This is a genomic window from Acidovorax sp. GW821-FHT10E03, assembly GCF_059415205.1.
Genome location: NZ_JBWKMU010000008.1, coordinates 272,563 through 290,335 on the forward strand (window position 1 = coordinate 272,563; position 17,773 = coordinate 290,335).

Sequence of the window (17,773 nt, forward strand, 5' to 3'; positions counted from 1 at the left end):
TTTTTTTATAACCATCTTGGAGACCTCTATGAAAAAATCGGGCAGCCTTGTGCGCCTTCTTACCGTCGCATCGCTGGTAGTTCCTTTCATGGCGAGAGCCGAGACCTGGCCCTCCAAACCCATCCGCATCCTCGTTCCGTATGCCGCGGGCGGGGTGCTTGACTCTCTGGTGCGCCCGATGGCCGAACAACTCGGTCGCAAGCTCGGCCAGCCAGTCATTGTTGACAACCAGGCCGGGGCTGGCGGCAACATTGGAATGGCTGCGTGCTCGCGAGCTGCGCCCGATGGCTACACCCTATGCGCAACAACAAACGACAGCATCTCGTTCAATCCGTTCCTCTATAGGAAGATGGCATACGAACCGTCAAGGGACCTCGCCGCTGTCCAACGACTGGTGAGCATTGATGCGCTCTTCGTCACGGGGGCCCAAACCGGCATCAAGACGTTCAACGACTTCGAAGCAAAAGCCAAAACCGGAAACCTGAACTGGGCCTCATGGGGCATGGGCAGCGCGGCCCACCTCTATGTGAGTGCTATCAACTCCGTCAAGGGAACGAACATTCTTCATGTGCCCTACAAAGGGGCTGGTCCTGTATTGCAGGACCTTCTGAGTGGCGAGGCGAACAGCAGTGTTCTGGCGCTTGGCATCGTTTCGCAAAACGTGAAGGCCGGGAAGCTGACCCCGATTGCTGTTGCAGCGGAACATCGCCTGGCAGAGTGGCCGAACATCCCGACGGTCAAGGAGGTCGGCGTACCGTTCATCCCGGTGTGGTTCGGCCTCTTTGCTCCCGCGCGTACGCCTGACGTCACCGTGCAGCAAATCAACAAGGCAACTGCAGAAATCCTTAACGACCCGAAGTTCGCAGCTGATGTGCTGAAGCCCGCAGGCTTTACCGCAGCGCCTTTAACACCGGCTCAGTTCGAAGCTTTCCTGAAGGAAGACCGCATCAATGGCCAAAAGATGGTGAAACTGTCGGGCGCAACGCTCGACTGACGATGCGCGCTCGCATGCGCCATCAGCATGATGGCGCTTCTTTCGGCCCGCACGTCCAGTGCGCGATCCGCCAAAATGCGAGCCCACCAGCGAACCCTAGGCCCGCGCTTTTGTCGAGGGTCAAAACTTGATATCAGCCAATTTCGGTGTGCGCCAACATCACCGGAATCGCTTTGTGTATCAACCCATTGAGTCGCCACAACTTGATCGGACAAAAGCGCGCAGGCGGGAAAACCCGCATGATTGACGGGATCGTGATCGTCCAACTTCTGGGGGTCAGTTCCAAAGTGGATGGAGACGAGAACTTGGACTATCAGGGGGTAGTTCATGTAATTCAACAAATACCGGGTTAGAGCTTTTGAGCTCTACATCAAGCTTGGCAAACGTGTCAGGCCAACCTTCCGACAGTTGGGTTGCCCAATCAAGACTTCGGTGAAGGACTGGTACCGGGGGTATTCGCAGTGTCTCGATTTGCCAAAGGGCTATGCGAGCCGAGAACCTACATACTCGCAGGCGAAAGAGGGTCGCGGCTCTCGCGCACTACATCACTCACGATCGCGGCATTGCCGCGACTATGAAGGCACGGGGCAACCCAGGTCGTGAGACGTTGACAACATGGGTTCGCGAAACGCTTCCTGAGACCAGGGGAGCAATCGTTGGCAGTGTTGGCCAGGAAAGTACCCTGAGGCGCTAAAACAGGCCGGTGTTGCGGAGCTTTGCTCTTGGCAAGAGCGCGCGCAGGCGATGGCCGACGAGCTCAGCGCATGCTGGCCGACCCTGTACAACAGGAAGAACACGCTACTCTACCCTGCGGCTGCTTCCATGAATCGCAACAAAAACAACAATTCATCTTCAAAGCCGACTGATAGGGGCGACTTGCACTCTGCTCATCGGAGCGCTTGTTGTTTCGGCAACTTGATGTTCAGCGTGAGGCTGTTCGACTTTGCTCGCAAGCGGCAAAAAGGAACTGTTGCAGGTCAGTGAACGAGGGGCATTTCCAACCGAATCCGGGTACCCGTCGGCGGTGTCGTGCGGCTTTCAACCACCAAACGACCCCGCACAATCCGTGCGCGCTTCTCAAGACCGAGAAGGCCCTTGCCGTGGCGGATCTGGCCGACCTCGAAGCCACGCCCGTTGTCGGCAATCTCAAGCGTCAGGGTGTGCCCGTCCGAGGCGATGAGCACGGTAAGTTCGCCCGCCTGGGCATGCTTGAGCACGTTGGTGATGCACTCCTGGAGGATGCGCAGCAGGGGGAGCGTCCTGGCATCTGCGATCACGGTGTCGTCCCGCAGGCCCGATGCATCCCATTTCAGTGCAACGCCCGCGGCACGCAGGCGGGGCTGCATGCGAAACCGCAAGTCACCAGTCAGCACTCTGAAGTTTCGTTCGTCGTCCGAGGTGCTGTCGATGGCCAGACGCAGATCGTCAATGCACTCCCTGAGCAACAGACTGACCTGCGCGGCATCCAGCTTGCCGCGCTCGCTCAGCGCCAGCGAAGAGATGAGCTGAGAGCCGAGCCCGTCGTGGATGTCTTGCATGATCCGCTGCCGCTCTTCAACGGTGGCCGACTTTCTTTCCTGCTGGCGGTTCATCTCGTACAGAGCCGAAAGCTGCTCCTCCTGGTCCTTCAGCCTTTTCGTCATCAAGCGGTTTAACTCCTCCTGTTCCTGAAAGGAATTGACAAAGTCCCGCACAAGCACCACACCGATGGCCACAAACCACAAGGGGGACATGGTCTGGGCCGAATAGCCCAGCCCCTCAAAAATGCTGCTGCCGCTCTTGACGATGATCGTGTCCGCAACGCCAGTACCCACCCCCGCCACAGTGGCCAGCAGAAAAACAAAATGCCGCCATGCCCAGCGCCTGTGCAAGGACCCCGCCAGCACGGTCAACGGATACAAGCCCAGACCCACGGTGGCAAAGCCCCAGACGGGCTCGATGATCGGGGAATAGATGGCGTTAGTGAGCAAGAAGTTGAGCAAGTACAAGCCCGGGCCGAGCACCGTCATGCACAACGCCACCCAAGGAAACCAGCGGTTCTTGGGCTGCACTTCTAGCACGAGGAAAAGCCAGATGGAGTTGGTGAGTAACGCAACGCCACAGAGGCGGAAAAAGTGCCAGTAGGGCAACAGCTGGGCCGACAAAGGCGGCAAGAAATAGGTGAGGCAAACGCTAATCCAGCTCAGAGCCGTGATGCCCATCAGGAGGTATTTGAACTGGCCCCTGCGGACCGCGTAGATTCCCAGAAAAATGGCCGCACCGATCATCGCGAAGTCAGAGCCCACCTGAGCCATGGTGTTTTGCCAGAAGAGCCGGCGCTCGTAGTTCTTGCGGACCACGGCGTCAGGGCCGACGAAAACGCGTGCAACCTGCATCAGCGTGTCGTGGGTTCCCCATTCCACCACCATGTGGTTGGTACCGGTCCGCAACACATCCGCCGGAATCAGGAAAGCATATGGCCGAATGTGGCTGACCGCCGTCTCCGTGGTCGAGGTAGAAACGCTGCCGACGGTGCGGCCGTTGATCCTGACCAAACCGCCATCAATGAACGAAAGGAAGTAGATCGACCAGAGTTCTGCCGCCGTGGGATCTACCAGCTGGAAATCGGCCTCCAGGCGATACCGGCCAAATGACCTTGGCTGACGCAACAGCCGGATCGGAAGGGCTTCGACGGTGGCGCGTGCTGTGCCATCGAGTGCCATGAGACGTGCACTTCGGATTTCGACGACAAGGTTCTCACCGGAAGCCGGAGCGGTGTCGTTCCGGAAGTGGCGCCACCCCACGGCTGCCAGCACGATGGCCAGTACAAGCAGCGCGGAGAAGCACCAGACCGCTCGGCGGATGGGCCGACCCGGTGCGGGCGAAGCAGACGCGCGTCTTGGCCCCGGCCGGCTTTCAGAGAATCCCACGCTGGCGGGCTTCGAAAACGGCCTGGCCACGGGAGTTGACCTGCAGCTTGCGGTAGACATGCCGCAGGTGCGCCGTCACCGTGTGCCAAGTCACATCCAGGATCTGGGACACCTCTTCGTAGGTCATCCCTTTTTCGATCAGGCGCAAGACTTCCAATTCGCGATCGCTCAGCGGGTTGTCCACGCTGGCCATGGGCTCGCGCAGGCGGCCCGCGAAACGGCGGATGACCGAGCGCGCCACCGACGGACTGATAGGTGAACCTCCATTGCGAAGCTCAACGATCCGCTCGGCAATTTCCTCGCCCGGGGTGTCCTTGAGCAGGTAGCCGACCGCGCCCGCCTCCAGGCTGGACAGTACATGCTCTTCATCGCCGAAGACCGTGACCACCATCATCAACGCCTCGGGTTGCTGTGCGGCCACCCAACGGATGAAATCCCTGCCATCCCGGTCCGGTAGACCAAGATCGACCAAGTAAACGTCGGCTTTTCTCTCACCGGCCAAGCTGATACCTTGTGCGACTCCTTGCGCTGAAAAAAGATGCGAAAGGGTGGGGTGCTGGCGGACAGCGTCCTCGAATCGCAAACGAACTTCCGGCTCGTCTTCAATGATGGCAACGGTAGTGGGTACCGTAAAGGCCTGATCGTTTTGGGGGGCGACGGCGTGGATTTTCATGAAGGGCGTTGCGCGTATGCAGGACAGCTTAGTCGTTTGAACACGCCTTTTCAATAGCCGCCAGGCCCTTTGCGGCTGCCATCCCCAATTCTTGGGATGGCAGCTTGCACACCGGCAAATTGTTGGGATAGCCACATTCTGCAGGTGACCCGAAACTTGGGCACATCCCGCCACATCATGGAATTCACCCCAATGAACTGTCAAACTGCCGAACCGAAGCCTACATCGGGACTGACCGTGCTGATAGCAGATGACCATACGCTGGTGCGCGACGGTCTGCGCAGCCTCGTTTGCTGCACATTGAGCGGTGTTCGCGTTCTAGAGGCCGGCGATGGCGACGCACTGGTCCGCGCCGTGGCGTCCCGGCCGCCAGTCGATCTTGCGTTGGTCGACTTAAACATGCCGAACATGGGCGGCGGCTACCGCCTGGCAGAGATGGCGCATCAATACCCCGCGCTGCCCGTGGTCGTGATTTCCGCGATGACATCCCCCGAAGTGGCTCGGCGCACGCTGCAGATTCCAACGGTGCATGCCTTTGTCGCCAAAAGTGCCCCGTCTGGCCAGATCGGCGCGGCGATCGACGCAGCACTTCAAGGCATCAAACTGCCCTTCGCGCAGCGCCCTGCGAGCGTCAAGCGGCCGGAACTCACGCTCTCCCCGCGCATGGAACAGGTGCGCCAGTGCCTCCAGCACGGCCTGAGCAACAAGCAGATTGCGGCCAGGATGGGCATTTCCGAGGGCACCGTGAAAAACTACATGAGCGAGATTTTCAAGGTGCTCCAGGTCTCCAACCGCACGCAGGCTGCCCAACTCGATGTCGTGATGCTGTGATCGCTGAAGAGCAACTCCCGCCCGAACCTGAAGGCCACGCGCACACGGCAGCGTCCCTCTGGGCGTTACGCGCCTGCGAGCTCCTATGCGCCTGCATGTTTGCCACCGCGATGCCATGGCAGATTCCGTTCGCCTGGTTTTCGGTGATTGCCGGCTTGGGTTGGGCTCGCTGGCACCACGTGAACCGTGCTGATTTCAAGCGCAAAACCACGCGCCACCGCCAGCGGGTCTACCGCGCCTACCTGTGGATCCTGATGTCGTTTGTGGGCAGTGCGTGCCATTTCCTGTATGTGCCCGGAAATTTGCCGATACAGGCCATCTTGATGAGCTACTTACTCGGAAATGGCACCCTGATCACCATGCGGTTGACCGGCGATGCGGCCAGGACGGCCGTGGCGCTGTCGCTGGCGGTGATCCCGACCTCGCTGCGTCTGATGTATGAGGGTGCTGGCCAAAACAGACTGCTATTCCTGATGGGTCTGGGGGGGGTGATGATGACCATCACCATGGTGCTGTTGTCGCGCGCCCGGGAGAGCAATGCGCGCCACCAATACGAGCAGCGCCGCAGGGCGGAGGCCACCGCCAGCGCGGTGACGTCTATGGGCCTGACCAAGTCGCGCTTCTTCGCCGCCGTCAGTCACGACCTGCGCCAGCCGGTGCACGCCATCGGCCTGTACCTGGAGTCGCTGGCGAAGCTGAACGAGACGGCGCGCGACCAGGCTGCGCGCCGCGCCGTGGAGGGAATCAGCCAGTCGTGGAGATCGCTGGACGACCTGCTCTCGCAGGTGTTGGACCTGACCCGCGTGGATTCGGGTGTGGTGCGCGCCGACGTGCGGCCCTGCGAGATAGCACCGCTGGTGGCAAGTCTGGTGACGCAACACAGCGCGGCCGCAGAGGTAGCCGGCGTGCGCATCGTGGTGCTGGTCGCCCCCGGATGCCATGCCATGGCCGACGATCTGATGCTGATGCGCGTGCTGTCGAACCTGCTGGACAACGCGTTGAAGTTCTCGCCGCAGGGCGCCTCGGTGGTAGTGGCGCTGCGCAGCTGGAAGGGCAGCTGGCGCCTGCAGGTGCGCGACGCCGGTGTCGGCATCGCGCGCAGCGCGCAGGAGCGCATCTTCGAGGAATTCGTCCAGGTGGGCAACGAAGCGCGCGACCGGCACCGGGGACTCGGCCTGGGGTTGGCGATCGCTCGGCGATTCGCTTTGCTGATGGGGGGCGACATCGAGGTGCGCTCGAGCCCGGGCCGTGGTTGCTGCATGACGGTGCTGCTGCGCAAAGCCGAGTTGGCGCATGCGAGCCCCTTGCACGGCGAAGGCACCCAGGGCCAGGGCACGGCCATTCAGGACGCTGGCTGATCCGGCGTGCTGGCTGCATGACCAATTTCATATGTGTGTGCCCATGGGTCCTGCGCAAATATCGTCCCTTGAAAAACAACCCACGCGGATCGCAAAATGACTTTCATTCTCCCCCATACCGACCGCTACGCAACCTGCATCGCGGCTTCAAAGCGAATCCGCTGGGACATCGACCACGATGTGATCCGCGGACGCAGTTTCGATTTTTCCAAGCGCTTCTTGCCCGACGGGCTGGCGCGCACCGCCCGGCTGGAATTCCTGTCTGCCGCCGAACAGATGCGCCTGAGCCAGATCCAGGGCCGCACCTACGCCAACATGTTCGGCTTGGTCGAACGCTTCATCGGGATCAAGATGCTGGAGCTCAGCCGCGACCACTGGTATGGCGACCAGGTGGCTCTGGAAGCGCTGGTGCGCTTTACCGACGAGGAATTGAAGCACCAGGAGTTGTTCCGCCGCATCGAGCGCATGGCCGGTGCGAGCATGTCAAAGGGCTACGAATTCGTTTCCACGGCCAACGGCGTGGCGGCCCAGGTGCTGCAGGCCTCCACCTGGGCCGTGCTGGCCTTGATCTTCCACATCGAGCTGTTCACCCAAGTGCACTACCGGCACAGCATCGAGACCGACGATGAACTGTCCGAGCTGTACAAGGACGTGTTCTTTTTCCACTGGAAAGAGGAATCGCAGCACGCCATCCTGGACGAGTTGGAATGGGAACGTGAGGATGCCCGCATCTCGTACCTGGAGAGGGACAAAGGGGTCGATGACCTGCTCGCCCTGATTAACGCGGTGGACCGCATTCTGCAGCAGCAGGCACTGGCCGATGCAACCTACTTCATCGACACCCTATTCGAGCGAAAACTCACGTTGATTGAGGCCGAGCGGGTAAGCGCCGGACTGCTTGGCGCCTACCGCTGGCAGTTCATCGGCTCCGGCATGCGGGAGGAGCGCTATCGCCGCAAGCTGGCCGCGATGCTCACGCCCGAGCAATTGGGGCGCATACAGATCGCCCTGGCGCCACTGATGGAGTAAGCGCCAACGCGAATGCACAGGGCCTGGCCGGCCCTCGTTACTGACCGCTTCGCACCAGCCGCACGTGATGCGGGCTGGTGTGATAGCGGTCATAGCGGAAACCGTTGTAGAAGTTCACCGCGTAGAAGTAGTCCGTGATGTAGGGATCACGCGTCCAGAAATGCTCGGCCGGCGTACCTGGAAACGCGTTGGTGTCAATCGCCAGCTTGAACTTGCTCTCGTCCGCGATGCTTTGCAACTCCTGCGAGTTGGGCAAGCGCCAAGTCACGCCTGTGGCCTTGGCTTGCGCCTCGGCGCGCTTGAGGGCGCCCGCGTGGTCAATGGCCAGCGGCGTGCCGGTGCAATTGCCACCCTTGGCCGACATACCCTCGGCACAGCGCCGCCAGACCAGGCCGGTGGCGCCGTCGGTCACTTCCTGGCCATTGCCGGAAACGGAGAACGGCGCGGCGCTGGCGGCGCCGGCCAACACGAACAGCAACGCTGCGGCAGGGGTGTGGAAACGCATGAATAACTCCTGAAATGATTGAGGCGCCCACTGTAGAAATGGAGCCAAGGGCACTACAGGTGAAATTAGTCATGAATGGATGAACTCATCCGGCTCAGGTGTGCTGGCTTCAGGCCACTCATTCATGCAGGCAGAAATACTTCTTGCCGCCCAACGCCAGCACTTGCTTTTCCATCGAGTACCTGGGGTGGCGGGGGTCCGCCACGCCGTGGAACGTGTCTGCCGCCGTGGAAATCTTGAAGGCCATCTTGCCACTGGGTAGCCTCTTCAATACATCCACCCGAGCGGCATCCTGGTTGCCGTTGCACTGAACGTGCCGGGCTGGGTCTGTTGGCTGTTGTGCAGGGGCATCTGGGGCTGCGAGCGCCGACATGGTGATGGTGGCGCCTAGCGCCGCGGTGAGCAATTGCTTCATGGAAACTCTCTTGCTGAAAACAGGCTTTTCATGATGCGCGGCGTGGCCCGGACGCCACCATGTGAAAAAAGTCACAGGCAGGCAATCACAGGGCCATATGACTTTTATCACCTACCGCGAAAGCCCCTGCGTTCCTAGCATCGCGCCCGACACATCCAGGAGAAACCCTTGACACCCACCACCCACACCACCCTGCGCAGCCTGGCAGCACTGCTGAGCCTGGGCACCGCATTCGGCGCCCAGGCCGCCAGCAGCCTTTACCCCGGCACCGCTGCGCCATGCAACACCACGCTGCAGGCCTGCATCGACGGCGCCGACGGCGGCGACACCATCGTGCTGAACACCGACAGCCATATCGCCGAGGACGTGACCATCAACAAAAGTCTCACCCTGACCCCCGGCCAGGCCCAGCCCAGCGTGCGCTCGATCTTCGTGCTGGCCACTACGGCCGACGTGGACGTCAAGGTCTTCGGCCTCACCTCACGGGCTGGCGCCAGCCGGGTGCGGGGGCTTTTGGCGCCAGGGGGCGGGAACCTGAAGCTGACGGTCACTGGCAGCCAACTGAGAGGCACCGATTCCTACTCCGCCATTGAGCTGGCTTCGTCCAACGCCGCCGGGGCCTATGGGCGGGCAGAGGGGCTGTTCGAGAACAACACACTCGGCCAATCCGGCTCGGCCAACTTTTGCGCGTCGGCTGTTGACGTGTCTGCGCTCCAGCCGGGCATGACGGCCACCGTGCGCGGCAATACCGTGATTGCCAACAACCTGGGGCAGTGCGCCGCCATCCGCCTCTATGGCGGCGCGCCCGTCACGCCCGGCGCCTTGACACTGGATGCGCAGGTGCGCAAGAACATCGTTCGGGGCAACAGCTTCGACGCGGGCATCCTCGTGCGCGGCTTCAGCGGTGCGACGCGCGCAGCGGTCATCAACAATCTGGTGGCCGGGACGGGCTCCGATACCGGCCTAGACATCAGCGCCGATGGCCGCAACGCCACCGTCGAGGCACGGCTGCTGAACAACACCGTGGTAGGCCAACGGGCCGGGCTGCATGCCTCGGCGCGCACCGATCTGGGCGCCAGCATCACCGGTTTACTGGCCAACAACCTGTTCGCCAGCAATTCCAGCGTTGGGATCGGCTTGAATGACTCCGCGCTGCCTGCCTTCATCGACCACCACAACCTGGTCTTCGACAGCCCCGCGCCCAGGCCGGGCGCCCGCCCCTACGGCCCCGGCACGCGCCATGGCAACCCGTCGTTCGCCAACGCGGCGGGGGGCGACTACCGCCTGCGCGCCGACTCCGACGCCATCGACCATGGCGACGACGGCGTGGTGGACAGCCCAGACGGGCTGGATCTGGACGGCCAGCCGCGCCGCGCACGCACAGTGGACATCGGCGCCTACGAGTTCCAGGGTAATCCGGCACCGTCGCACGCGACGCCGGTGCCCGCACTGGGCCCGTGGGCGCTGGCGTGGGCCGCGGGTCTGCTGGGGCTGACTGGATGGACGCGGTTACGGCGCCGAGGTTGAGATGAGTCCTCAGTCGCACCGGTCTCGGTCTCGTCGATAGGGCATGACAGGTGACGAACTTCACCTGTGCGCGGCGCGGCGCTTTTTCTACAGTCCCAGACATCGCCCCGCGCACCGTGGTGGCGCCCCTACTTCAGGAGAACTTGCCATGCCCCCCTCTCATTCCTGCGCTGTGATCAACGAACCCACAGGCCTTGCCCACTCCCCGTCCCACGTGCCGCGCCGGGCGGGACGCTTCGTTGAAACCCCTGCAGTGAAGTGGCTGCGCCATGCATTCGCTGTCCTTCACGCTGCGTCGCCCACAGCGGCCGCACACCTGTCCTACCTGCTGCTGACACGCCCGCCCCGGGTGGCGGAACGCAGCTGGCAGGTGTCCTTGCGCGAACGTGCCCAACAGTGCACCCTGGCTTTTGGGAACGGCCACCTTGCGCTATACAGCTGGGGCCAGGGACCCACGGTGCTGCTGGTCCACGGCTGGGGAGCTCGCGGCACCCACCTGGGCAAGATGGTGCAGCCGCTGGTGACCGCCGGCTACCGCGTGGTCGCCTTCGATGCCCCTGGACATGGGTGCTCCAGCGGGCGCTCGGCCACGCTGCCCCAGTTCGCTGGCGCCATCGCCGCCGTCGCCGCGCACGTGGGAGAAATCCATACCCTGATCGCCCACTCCTTCGGTGTCGCCATGGCGCTGTGGGCGCAACTCGACTGGGGCGTGCAGGCGCGGCACCAAGTGCTGTTCAGCTCGCTGGACCATTGCAAGTGGGTCACGGAGGAGTTCGCCCGCCTGATGCAATTACCGCAGTCGGTACTGGCGCGGGGGCGGCAATTGATGGTGGAGCGTAGCCAGGGCGCCATGGACTGGGAACAGCTTGCGGTAGGCAGCATGCTGGCGCGAACCACGCAACCCACACTGCTGGTGCACGATGCCGAGGACCTCGAGGTACCGATTGAGCACATGTTCAACCTGATGGTTGCCTGCCCTCGCCGCCCTCTGGAGCTGCACGTCACAGAAGGCCTGGGGCATCATCGCCTGCTAGGCAACAAGGAAGTAATCGAACGCTTGGTGGCCTTCATCGGCACTCCGCAGGCGGCGTGAGGTGCGCAATGTCATTCACCACTACCCCCGACTTCTGGATGTGGCTGGCCATCGTGTTGTCGCTGGCATGCCTCTGCGCGCTGGCATGGCTGGGTTTCGTGATTCGCCAACTGGCCCACTGCCTGCCCTGCCGCAACGAAGACATGGTGTTGAACGAGCAGCCTCTGCACTAAAAGTGCACGAGCCTCGGGCAGGATGCCGGAGCTTTTCTGACTGCTCTTCCCGTTTTTCTAGGCCGATTTCCTTGTGATCGAAGCTCACGTCTCCGCACGCTGAAAAGCTCCAGTTGCTCGACCATACGGACATAGATCGCCTATGACGAGCGGAATAACAATGCTCGACGTAAGGGGCGGCCCGCTTACGGGACGTCCCCTTGACGGAGGAGTTAGGCGTTTCCCGTGCTGCCGGAGAGTTGTTGCTGTTGATATCTTGCCTCCAAGTCGTCGACGAAACGGCGCCAACACTCCATGCATTTCTCGGCAAGTTGCAGCGCGTCAACGAAGCCGCTTGACGTCATGATTGTGTACTTGGCTTTTAGAACTTCACCGCCGCTTGAGCCAGTAAGCCGAATGATCCAGTCTCGGACGTGATAACAGTGCATGAAGAACGACAAGAGATCGTCTTCATACGAGTGCCGATCGTGAGATTGGGCGAATCTTCCCTCGTAGATCGCTCGAACCTTGGCCAGATATCTCTCAGCCCGTTGCAGTGGAGAGGGCATTGCAACGCCACCATTACTCATACATTACGTCTCGCTCGCCGCGCCTGAAACCTAGCGCATTTTCCTGTCGCACTTGGGGCAGGAATTGATAATTTCATGCTTGTCCGCGTAGTAAAACGGAATCCAAATCGTCATTTCAGAAATCTCGATTGCTTCAAAAGCGATGGCTCTTGTTATGATTTCTTTGCCATCGAGCATCATCGGTTGATCTTTCATCAGGATTTCAGCTAATGGCAATGAGTCCGGGTTGTAAATTCGCACGAAGCCTGGTTGTCGCTCATATGCTTCAACGTTGTCGCCTAGCTTACCCGACGCGATATCTGTCGCTTGAACCCAGTTGATCGGCTTGGCAGACTTGCACCATTCGATTACCTTAGTCAGTTGATCCTCTGGGAGCTTTCGGGCGTAGTCGCCGTGAACTTTGCATGTTCGGTACTCTGCCATCTGTCCGAACGTAAATTCATAAGAATACTCACCTGCGATTAGTGGGAGCCGATAGTATTTCTCGACTGGCGGCAGTTGAGTCTCTGTACCGCGAAGAAGACCAATCAACAGTCTGTAGAAATCGTAGAGGGAACGACCTAAGCGATCGGGCTGCTGTGTATCTGCAGTTCGCCGAGGGCGGTAATGGCCTCATTTGAATACGCGACACGAGCTTCATCCCCGTGAAAGATCATCCCTTTGGTCAGCACAACGATCGCGTTGCACCACAACTCCTTGCGAGTATCTAGAGCGAATCTTTTTACTTCGTCAACAAGGTCAACCCAGTCCAAGTCGGTGTCGCAAGCAAAAAGTACACCAAAGCCCTGCGTACTCTTGGGATTTCCAAAACTGATCCTTGCCGCCTCGCTAGCCGTTCGTTGAAGTCGCTTGTAAGCTGCAATGTTTTGCAGGCCGTCGCGAATATCCTGCCGGCCTACATTCGACTTCACTTGAATCGTTCCACAAGTGCTTTCCACGGGAAACACCTCGAATGCTTGTTCGCGGCGCATCAAAGAAATCGTGTCAAGCGGATCATAGAACAGGAGATCCACTTCCCCGCTGATATGCCCCGTCGTCGAAGCGACCCGGACGCTCCTGTCGGAGACAGCGTATCGACTTGGTAGCAATCCAGTGTCAACGAGGAAGCGTCAAAGAATTTGCTCCCGGGCAGCTCCGATGTCTCTAGGATGCTTGGCATCTTTCGCTCGGTTGTAGAGCGTAAGCATGTCAGTCTGATGAAGGAGAAATTCTCTCTCTAGGCCGTGAAATTCCCGGTCCTTTGATCGAAGCTTTATCGCCCGCCCAACTTGATCTTTAAGCCACTTCCGTGTGCTCTTTTCACGCTCGGCGAAAGCGGCCCGTTCTTCCTTCTCCGCCTTCGTCAAACGCTTGGCCCGGGAACGATTGGTACTCTGTGGCTTTTTCATGTGGTTCCCTCGCGCTATACGCTCGGTGCTGTTTTTTATTCACCATGACTCCAGCACCGAATTCCGCTGGACTACGCCGAAGGCCGCGCGCTGCGTCAGCGTATCGAAAGAGACCTCCAAGTGCCACCGCAAGAGCGCCTGCACCACGGTGAAATGGGCCTGCGTGCTCTTCTGAGGCGCGCGGTAGCTTGATCACACCGCCTCGACAGCCCCCTCCCGGTGCAGCAGCGCCAGAAACTGCTGCGCCTGCTGGCTCAACGGCCGATCGCGGTGCACGATGCTGCCGTAGGCTTCCAGCCGCCGCTGCAGCAGATACGGCAGGGCGCGCAGCAGGCCGTGCTTGGTGTGGTAGCTGGCGACGGTGGCGGGCAGCACGGCCACCATCTGCGAACTGCGCACCAGGTTGATCGTGGTGAGCATGGAGCCGGTCTCTATTAGGCCGCGGGGCTGCGCAAGGCCGCAGTCACGGAACTCCTGGTCGATCAGGGCGCGCATCGGGCTGCCCGGCGGCTGCAGCACCCAGCCATAGCCCTGCAGGGCTTCGAGCGTGACTTGGCGCTTGCGCGCCAGCGGGTGCTCCGTGCTGACCACCACCGCCAGCGCCTCATCGTCGATGGGGCGCAGCAGGTACTCGCCCTGATGCTCGTCGGCCATACGGCCGATAACCACTTCGAGCACGCCTTCGCGCAGCTGCGCCAGCAGCCGATCGCTGGTATCCACCGCCACCTCGATGGACAGCAGCGGGCTCTGGAGCTTGATGCCCAGCAGCGCATTGGTGAGCCGCCCCGGCGACGCCGCCATGATGCTGCCCACCGCGAGCCTGCCGGCGCTGCCCTGGCGCAGTTCGACCAGCTCGCGGTTCAGCGCCTCCATGCTGCCGCGCAGGCTCTGGCAATAGTCCAGCACCCGCTCGCCGGCGCCGTTGAGCTGCAGCCCGCGCCCCACGCGCTCGAACAGGCGCAGGCCCAGCGCGCCCTCCAGCTCGTGCAGCATCTTGGTGGCCGCGGGCTGGGACATGCCCAATTGCGCCGCCGCGCCGCGCAGCGTGCGCTGCTCGTGGATGGCGAGCATCAGCGCGATCTGGCGCATGCGCAGCCGGTTGAGCAACTGCGGCGTGCTGTCCTGTCGGTCTATCGATCCCATGGCGCCTCCAAACTTTGATTACCTGTAGTTATCAATTCATCAATATCTTTCAGTATACGGCAAGCAATACCCTACCTACCATCACAGCGAACCACAAAAGACAGGAGACAACCCATGAAACGACGCGCAATGGTCACGGTCGCCGTGCTGGCTCCGCTGCTGCCCTGGGACGCACTGGCGCAGGGCGGCGACTGGCCAAGCAAACCGGTGCGCCTGCTGGTGGGCTCGGCCCCCGGCGGCGGCACCGATGCCATGGCCCGCGCCGTGGCCGACCGCCTCGGCCCGCTGCTCAAGCAGCCGGTGATCGTGGAAAACCGCCCCGGCGTGTCCAATACGCTGGCCGCCGACGTGGCCGTGAAATCCACCGACGGCCACACCATGGTGATGGGCGTGGTCACGGCGCACGCCATCGCGCCGCATCTGCTCAAGCTCGGCTACGACAGCAACAAGGACCTGGTGCCCGTGGCCTTCGTCGGCTCGGTGCCCAACGTGCTGATCGTCAGCAACAGCCTGCCCGCCAAGTCGGTAGCCGAGCTGGTGGCCCTGGCCAGGAAGGAGCCCGGCGGCATCAACTACGCCAGCAGCGGCACGGGCAGCACGCAGCACATCGCGGCCGAGATGTTCAAGGACGCGGCCGGCGCCCAGATGACCCACGTGCCCTACAAGGGCAGCACCGCCGCGCTGGTGGACCTGGTCAGCGGCCAGGTGCAGATGAGCTTCGACACCATGCCCTCGGTGATCGGCCAGATCAAGAACGGCAAGCTGCGCCCGCTGGCCGTCACGTCGGCCCATCGCAACGCCCAGCTGCCGCAGGTGCCAACCATGGCCGAAGCCGGCCTGCCCGCCGTCGAGATCGGCGCCTGGTACGGCATCTACATGCCCGCGTCCACGCCCAAGGCCGTGCAGCAGAAGGTGCACGACGAGGTGAACAAGGTGATCGCCATGCCCGAGACCAAGGCCCGCCTGGAAGCCGTTGGCGCCGAGCTGCGGCCCATGAGCCAGGCCGACTTCGTCGCCTTCCACAACGCCGAGTACCAGCGCTTCGGCGACATCATCCGCAAGAACCAGATCAAGATCGACTGAACCATGACCGCACCCGCAAAACCCGTCGTCGCCCTGACCCTGGGCGACCCCGCCGGCATCGGCGCCGAACTCATCGCCCGCCTGCTGGCCAAGCCCGAGGCCATGCGGCACGCCAACATCGTGCTGGTGGGCGACCCCTGGCTGTGGCAGGAGGGCCAGCGCATCGCCGGCGTGCAGGTGGCGCTTGACCCCATCGACAGCCTGGCCGCCGTGCGCGGCCGCGCCGATACCTCGCTCCCCGCCTTCCTGGCCGTGGACACCGTGGCGCCCGATGCCGTGACCCGCAGCCAGGCTCAGGCGGCTGGCGGCCGCTCGGTGCTGCAGGTGCTCGACCAGTGCATGGACGCCACGCGCGCCGGCCAGATCGACGCGATCTGCTTCGCGCCGCTGAACAAGCAGGCCATGAAGATGGGCGGCCTGCGCCATGAGGACGAGTTGCACCACTTCGCCGAGTACCTGGGCGTGACCGGCTATTTCTGCGAGTTCAACACGCTGGGCGATCTGTGGACTTCGCGCATTTCGTCGCACGTGCCGCTCAAGGACGTGGCCAGCTACCTGAGCCAGGAGCGCATCGCCCAGGCCGCCGAGCTGATCTACAACGCCCTGCGCGCCAGCGGCGTCGCCACCCCGAAGGTGGCGATCGCGGGCTTCAACCCGCACAACGGCGACGGCGGCACCTGCGGCCGCGAGGAGATCGACACCATCGAGCCCGCCGTGCAGGCCCTGCGCGCGCGCCAGTGGCCCACGCCCGATCCGTTCCATGGGCCCTTCCCGGCCGACACCATCTTTCTGAAGGCCCAGGCCGGCGAGTACCAGGCCATCGTGACCATGTACCACGACCAGGGCCAGATCGCGATCAAGCTGCTGGGCTTCTCGCGCGGCGTCACGGTGCAGGGCGGCCTGCCGATACCGATCACCACGCCGGCCCACGGCACGGCCTACGACATCGCGGGCCAGGGCAAGGCCAATGTCGAAGCCACCTGGCAGGCGTTTCTGATTGCCTGCCGCATGGGCGGATCGCACCGCGCCGCTGCTTAACCCCTCCCACCACCAGGAGACATCCCCATGAAATTCGCCCGCAATATCGCCGTGGCGGCCGCCGCCGCATGCCTGGCCGTTGGCACCTTCGCGCAGACCAAGACGCTGCGCCTGGGCCACGGCATTGCCGAGGAACACCCGCTGGGCCAGGGCGCGATCCAGTTCGCCAAGATTCTGGAAAAGAAGTCCGGCGGCAAGCTGAACATGAAGGTCTACGCGGCCACGCAGCTCGGCTCCGAGGCGCAGATGATCGCGGCCGTGCGCGGCGGCGTGCAGGACATCGTCATCACCGCCACCGCGCCGGTGGCGACCTTCATCAAGGAATACCTGCTGTTCGACCTGCCCTTTTTGCTGCAAAGCGACAAGGAGGCCGACGCGCTGCTCGACGGCCCCGTGGGCACCAAACTGCTGGAGCTGGCAACCCCCAAGAACATGGTCGGCCTGTGCTACTGGGAGAACGGCTTTCGCCAGGTGACCAACAGCAAGCGCGAGGTGAAGGACATGGCCGGCCTGTCGGGCCTGAAGCTGCGCGTGATGCAGAACCCGGTCTACATCGACGCCTTCAAGACCCTGGGCGCCAATGCCATCCCCATGCCCTTCACCGAGCTGTACACGGCGATGGAGAGCCGCGCGATCGACGCCGAGGAAAACCCGATCGCCATCATCCATTCCAACAAGTTCTACGAAGTCCAGAAGTACGTCACGCTCACCAACCACGCCTACGCGCCCTACGTGGTGCTGCTGGCCAAGAGCACCTGGGACAAGCTGGCCGCGCCCGAGCGCGAGGCGCTGCGCAGCAGTTGCACCGAGGCGCGCGACTACCAGCGCGCCCTGAGCCGCCGCATGACGGCCGAGCTGACCGACAAGCTCAAGAAGGAAGGCATGACCGTCACGTCGCTGGCGCCCGCCGAGGTGCAGAAGATGCGCGAGAAGCTCAAGCCCGTCACCGACCGCTACACCGCCGAGATCGGCCCCGAACTCGTGGCCCAGACCCAGCAGGAGCTGGCCAAGCTGCGCGCCGCCAAGTAATCCACCCTCAACATCC

At 62.3% G+C, this 17,773-nt stretch carries 18 protein-coding genes and 1 pseudogene; 11 read left to right on the forward strand and 8 right to left on the reverse strand.

What is annotated here, in order from left to right; genetic code table 11:
* Positions 1 to 28: 28 nt before the first annotated feature.
* Both AC07OD_RS16275 and AC07OD_RS16280 read left to right on the forward strand, forming a co-directional pair.
* Positions 29 to 994 (forward strand): Bug family tripartite tricarboxylate transporter substrate binding protein, encoded by a 966-nt coding sequence (locus AC07OD_RS16275; RefSeq protein ID WP_494597511.1) that lies wholly within the window; start codon positions 29 to 31, stop codon positions 992 to 994.
* A gap of 369 nt (positions 995 to 1,363) precedes the next feature.
* A pseudogene (locus tag AC07OD_RS16280) lies at positions 1,364 to 1,873 on the forward strand (IS3 family transposase); the annotation flags it as partial.
* A gap of 98 nt (positions 1,874 to 1,971) precedes the next feature.
* On the opposite strand, the gene AC07OD_RS16285 reads toward AC07OD_RS16280, so the two are convergent.
* Together AC07OD_RS16285 and AC07OD_RS16290 are read right to left on the reverse strand one after the other, a co-directional pair.
* Positions 1,972 to 3,696, reverse strand: coding sequence for an ATP-binding protein (locus AC07OD_RS16285; protein ID WP_494597512.1), 1,725 nt, complete (start codon positions 3,694 to 3,696; stop codon positions 1,972 to 1,974).
* Between the two features lie 193 nt (positions 3,697 to 3,889).
* A complete protein-coding gene (locus AC07OD_RS16290) occupies positions 3,890 to 4,576 on the reverse strand; it encodes a response regulator (protein WP_494597513.1) in 687 nt (228 codons plus the stop codon).
* Between the two features lie 177 nt (positions 4,577 to 4,753).
* Between AC07OD_RS16290 and AC07OD_RS16295 the strand changes: the two genes are divergently transcribed.
* From AC07OD_RS16295 to AC07OD_RS16305, 3 genes are all read left to right on the forward strand, one after another.
* Complete coding sequence (locus AC07OD_RS16295; protein WP_494597514.1) at positions 4,754 to 5,407, forward strand: response regulator transcription factor; 654 nt, start codon at positions 4,754 to 4,756, stop codon at positions 5,405 to 5,407.
* A 95-nt stretch (positions 5,408 to 5,502) separates the two neighbouring features.
* Positions 5,503 to 6,765 (forward strand): sensor histidine kinase, encoded by a 1,263-nt coding sequence (locus AC07OD_RS16300; RefSeq protein WP_494597515.1) that lies wholly within the window; start codon positions 5,503 to 5,505, stop codon positions 6,763 to 6,765.
* 96 nt (positions 6,766 to 6,861) lie between these two features.
* Positions 6,862 to 7,794, forward strand: a complete 933-nt coding sequence (locus AC07OD_RS16305; protein ID WP_494597516.1) for a hypothetical protein — start codon at positions 6,862 to 6,864, stop codon at positions 7,792 to 7,794.
* A 37-nt stretch (positions 7,795 to 7,831) separates the two neighbouring features.
* On the opposite strand, the gene AC07OD_RS16310 is transcribed toward AC07OD_RS16305, so the two are convergent.
* Both AC07OD_RS16310 and AC07OD_RS16315 read right to left on the reverse strand, forming a co-directional pair.
* A complete protein-coding gene (locus AC07OD_RS16310) occupies positions 7,832 to 8,299 on the reverse strand; it encodes an Lcl C-terminal domain-containing protein (protein ID WP_494597517.1) in 468 nt (155 codons plus the stop codon).
* 118 nt (positions 8,300 to 8,417) lie between these two features.
* Positions 8,418 to 8,714: a hypothetical protein gene (locus AC07OD_RS16315; RefSeq protein WP_494597518.1), complete on the reverse strand. Its 297-nt coding sequence runs from the start codon at positions 8,712 to 8,714 to the stop codon at positions 8,418 to 8,420.
* A gap of 168 nt (positions 8,715 to 8,882) precedes the next feature.
* Here AC07OD_RS16315 and AC07OD_RS16320 point away from each other — a divergent pair, with 168 nt between their 5' ends.
* From AC07OD_RS16320 to AC07OD_RS16330, 3 genes are all read left to right on the forward strand, one after another.
* Positions 8,883 to 10,241 (forward strand): IPTL-CTERM sorting domain-containing protein, encoded by a 1,359-nt coding sequence (locus AC07OD_RS16320; RefSeq protein ID WP_494597519.1) that lies wholly within the window; start codon positions 8,883 to 8,885, stop codon positions 10,239 to 10,241.
* Positions 10,242 to 10,389: 148 nt separating this feature from the next.
* On the forward strand, positions 10,390 to 11,334 hold the full coding sequence (locus AC07OD_RS16325) for an alpha/beta hydrolase (protein WP_494597520.1): 945 nt from the start codon (positions 10,390 to 10,392) through the stop codon (positions 11,332 to 11,334).
* Positions 11,335 to 11,342: 8 nt separating this feature from the next.
* Positions 11,343 to 11,507, forward strand: a complete 165-nt coding sequence (locus AC07OD_RS16330; protein ID WP_494597521.1) for a hypothetical protein — start codon at positions 11,343 to 11,345, stop codon at positions 11,505 to 11,507.
* Positions 11,508 to 12,106: 599 nt separating this feature from the next.
* On the opposite strand, the gene AC07OD_RS16335 is transcribed toward AC07OD_RS16330, so the two are convergent.
* The 4 genes from AC07OD_RS16335 to AC07OD_RS16350 all read right to left on the reverse strand — a co-directional run bounded on the left by AC07OD_RS16335 (position 12,107) and on the right by AC07OD_RS16350 (position 14,607).
* Positions 12,107 to 12,499: a hypothetical protein gene (locus tag AC07OD_RS16335; protein ID WP_494597522.1), complete on the reverse strand. Its 393-nt coding sequence runs from the start codon at positions 12,497 to 12,499 to the stop codon at positions 12,107 to 12,109.
* A gap of 137 nt (positions 12,500 to 12,636) precedes the next feature.
* Entirely contained in the window at positions 12,637 to 13,164 is a 528-nt protein-coding gene (locus AC07OD_RS16340) for a DUF6602 domain-containing protein (RefSeq protein ID WP_494597523.1), read from the reverse strand.
* Positions 13,165 to 13,185: 21 nt separating this feature from the next.
* Entirely contained in the window at positions 13,186 to 13,464 is a 279-nt protein-coding gene (locus AC07OD_RS16345; protein WP_494597524.1) for a hypothetical protein, read from the reverse strand.
* Between the two features lie 192 nt (positions 13,465 to 13,656).
* The gene (locus AC07OD_RS16350; RefSeq protein WP_494597525.1) at positions 13,657 to 14,607 is read right to left on the reverse strand and encodes a LysR family transcriptional regulator; all 951 of its coding nucleotides are present in this window, start codon (positions 14,605 to 14,607) and stop codon (positions 13,657 to 13,659) included.
* A 114-nt stretch (positions 14,608 to 14,721) separates the two neighbouring features.
* Between AC07OD_RS16350 and AC07OD_RS16355 the strand changes: the two genes are divergently transcribed.
* From AC07OD_RS16355 to AC07OD_RS16365, 3 genes are read left to right on the forward strand one after another with little or no spacing between them, the layout of a single operon-like run.
* On the forward strand, positions 14,722 to 15,690 hold the full coding sequence (locus tag AC07OD_RS16355; protein ID WP_494597526.1) for a Bug family tripartite tricarboxylate transporter substrate binding protein: 969 nt from the start codon (positions 14,722 to 14,724) through the stop codon (positions 15,688 to 15,690).
* Between the two features lie 3 nt (positions 15,691 to 15,693).
* Positions 15,694 to 16,728, forward strand: a complete 1,035-nt coding sequence (locus tag AC07OD_RS16360) for a 4-hydroxythreonine-4-phosphate dehydrogenase PdxA (protein WP_494597527.1) — start codon at positions 15,694 to 15,696, stop codon at positions 16,726 to 16,728.
* Positions 16,729 to 16,755: 27 nt separating this feature from the next.
* Positions 16,756 to 17,757, forward strand: a complete 1,002-nt coding sequence (locus AC07OD_RS16365) for a TRAP transporter substrate-binding protein (RefSeq protein WP_494597528.1) — start codon at positions 16,756 to 16,758, stop codon at positions 17,755 to 17,757.
* Positions 17,758 to 17,773: the final 16 nt, after the last annotated feature.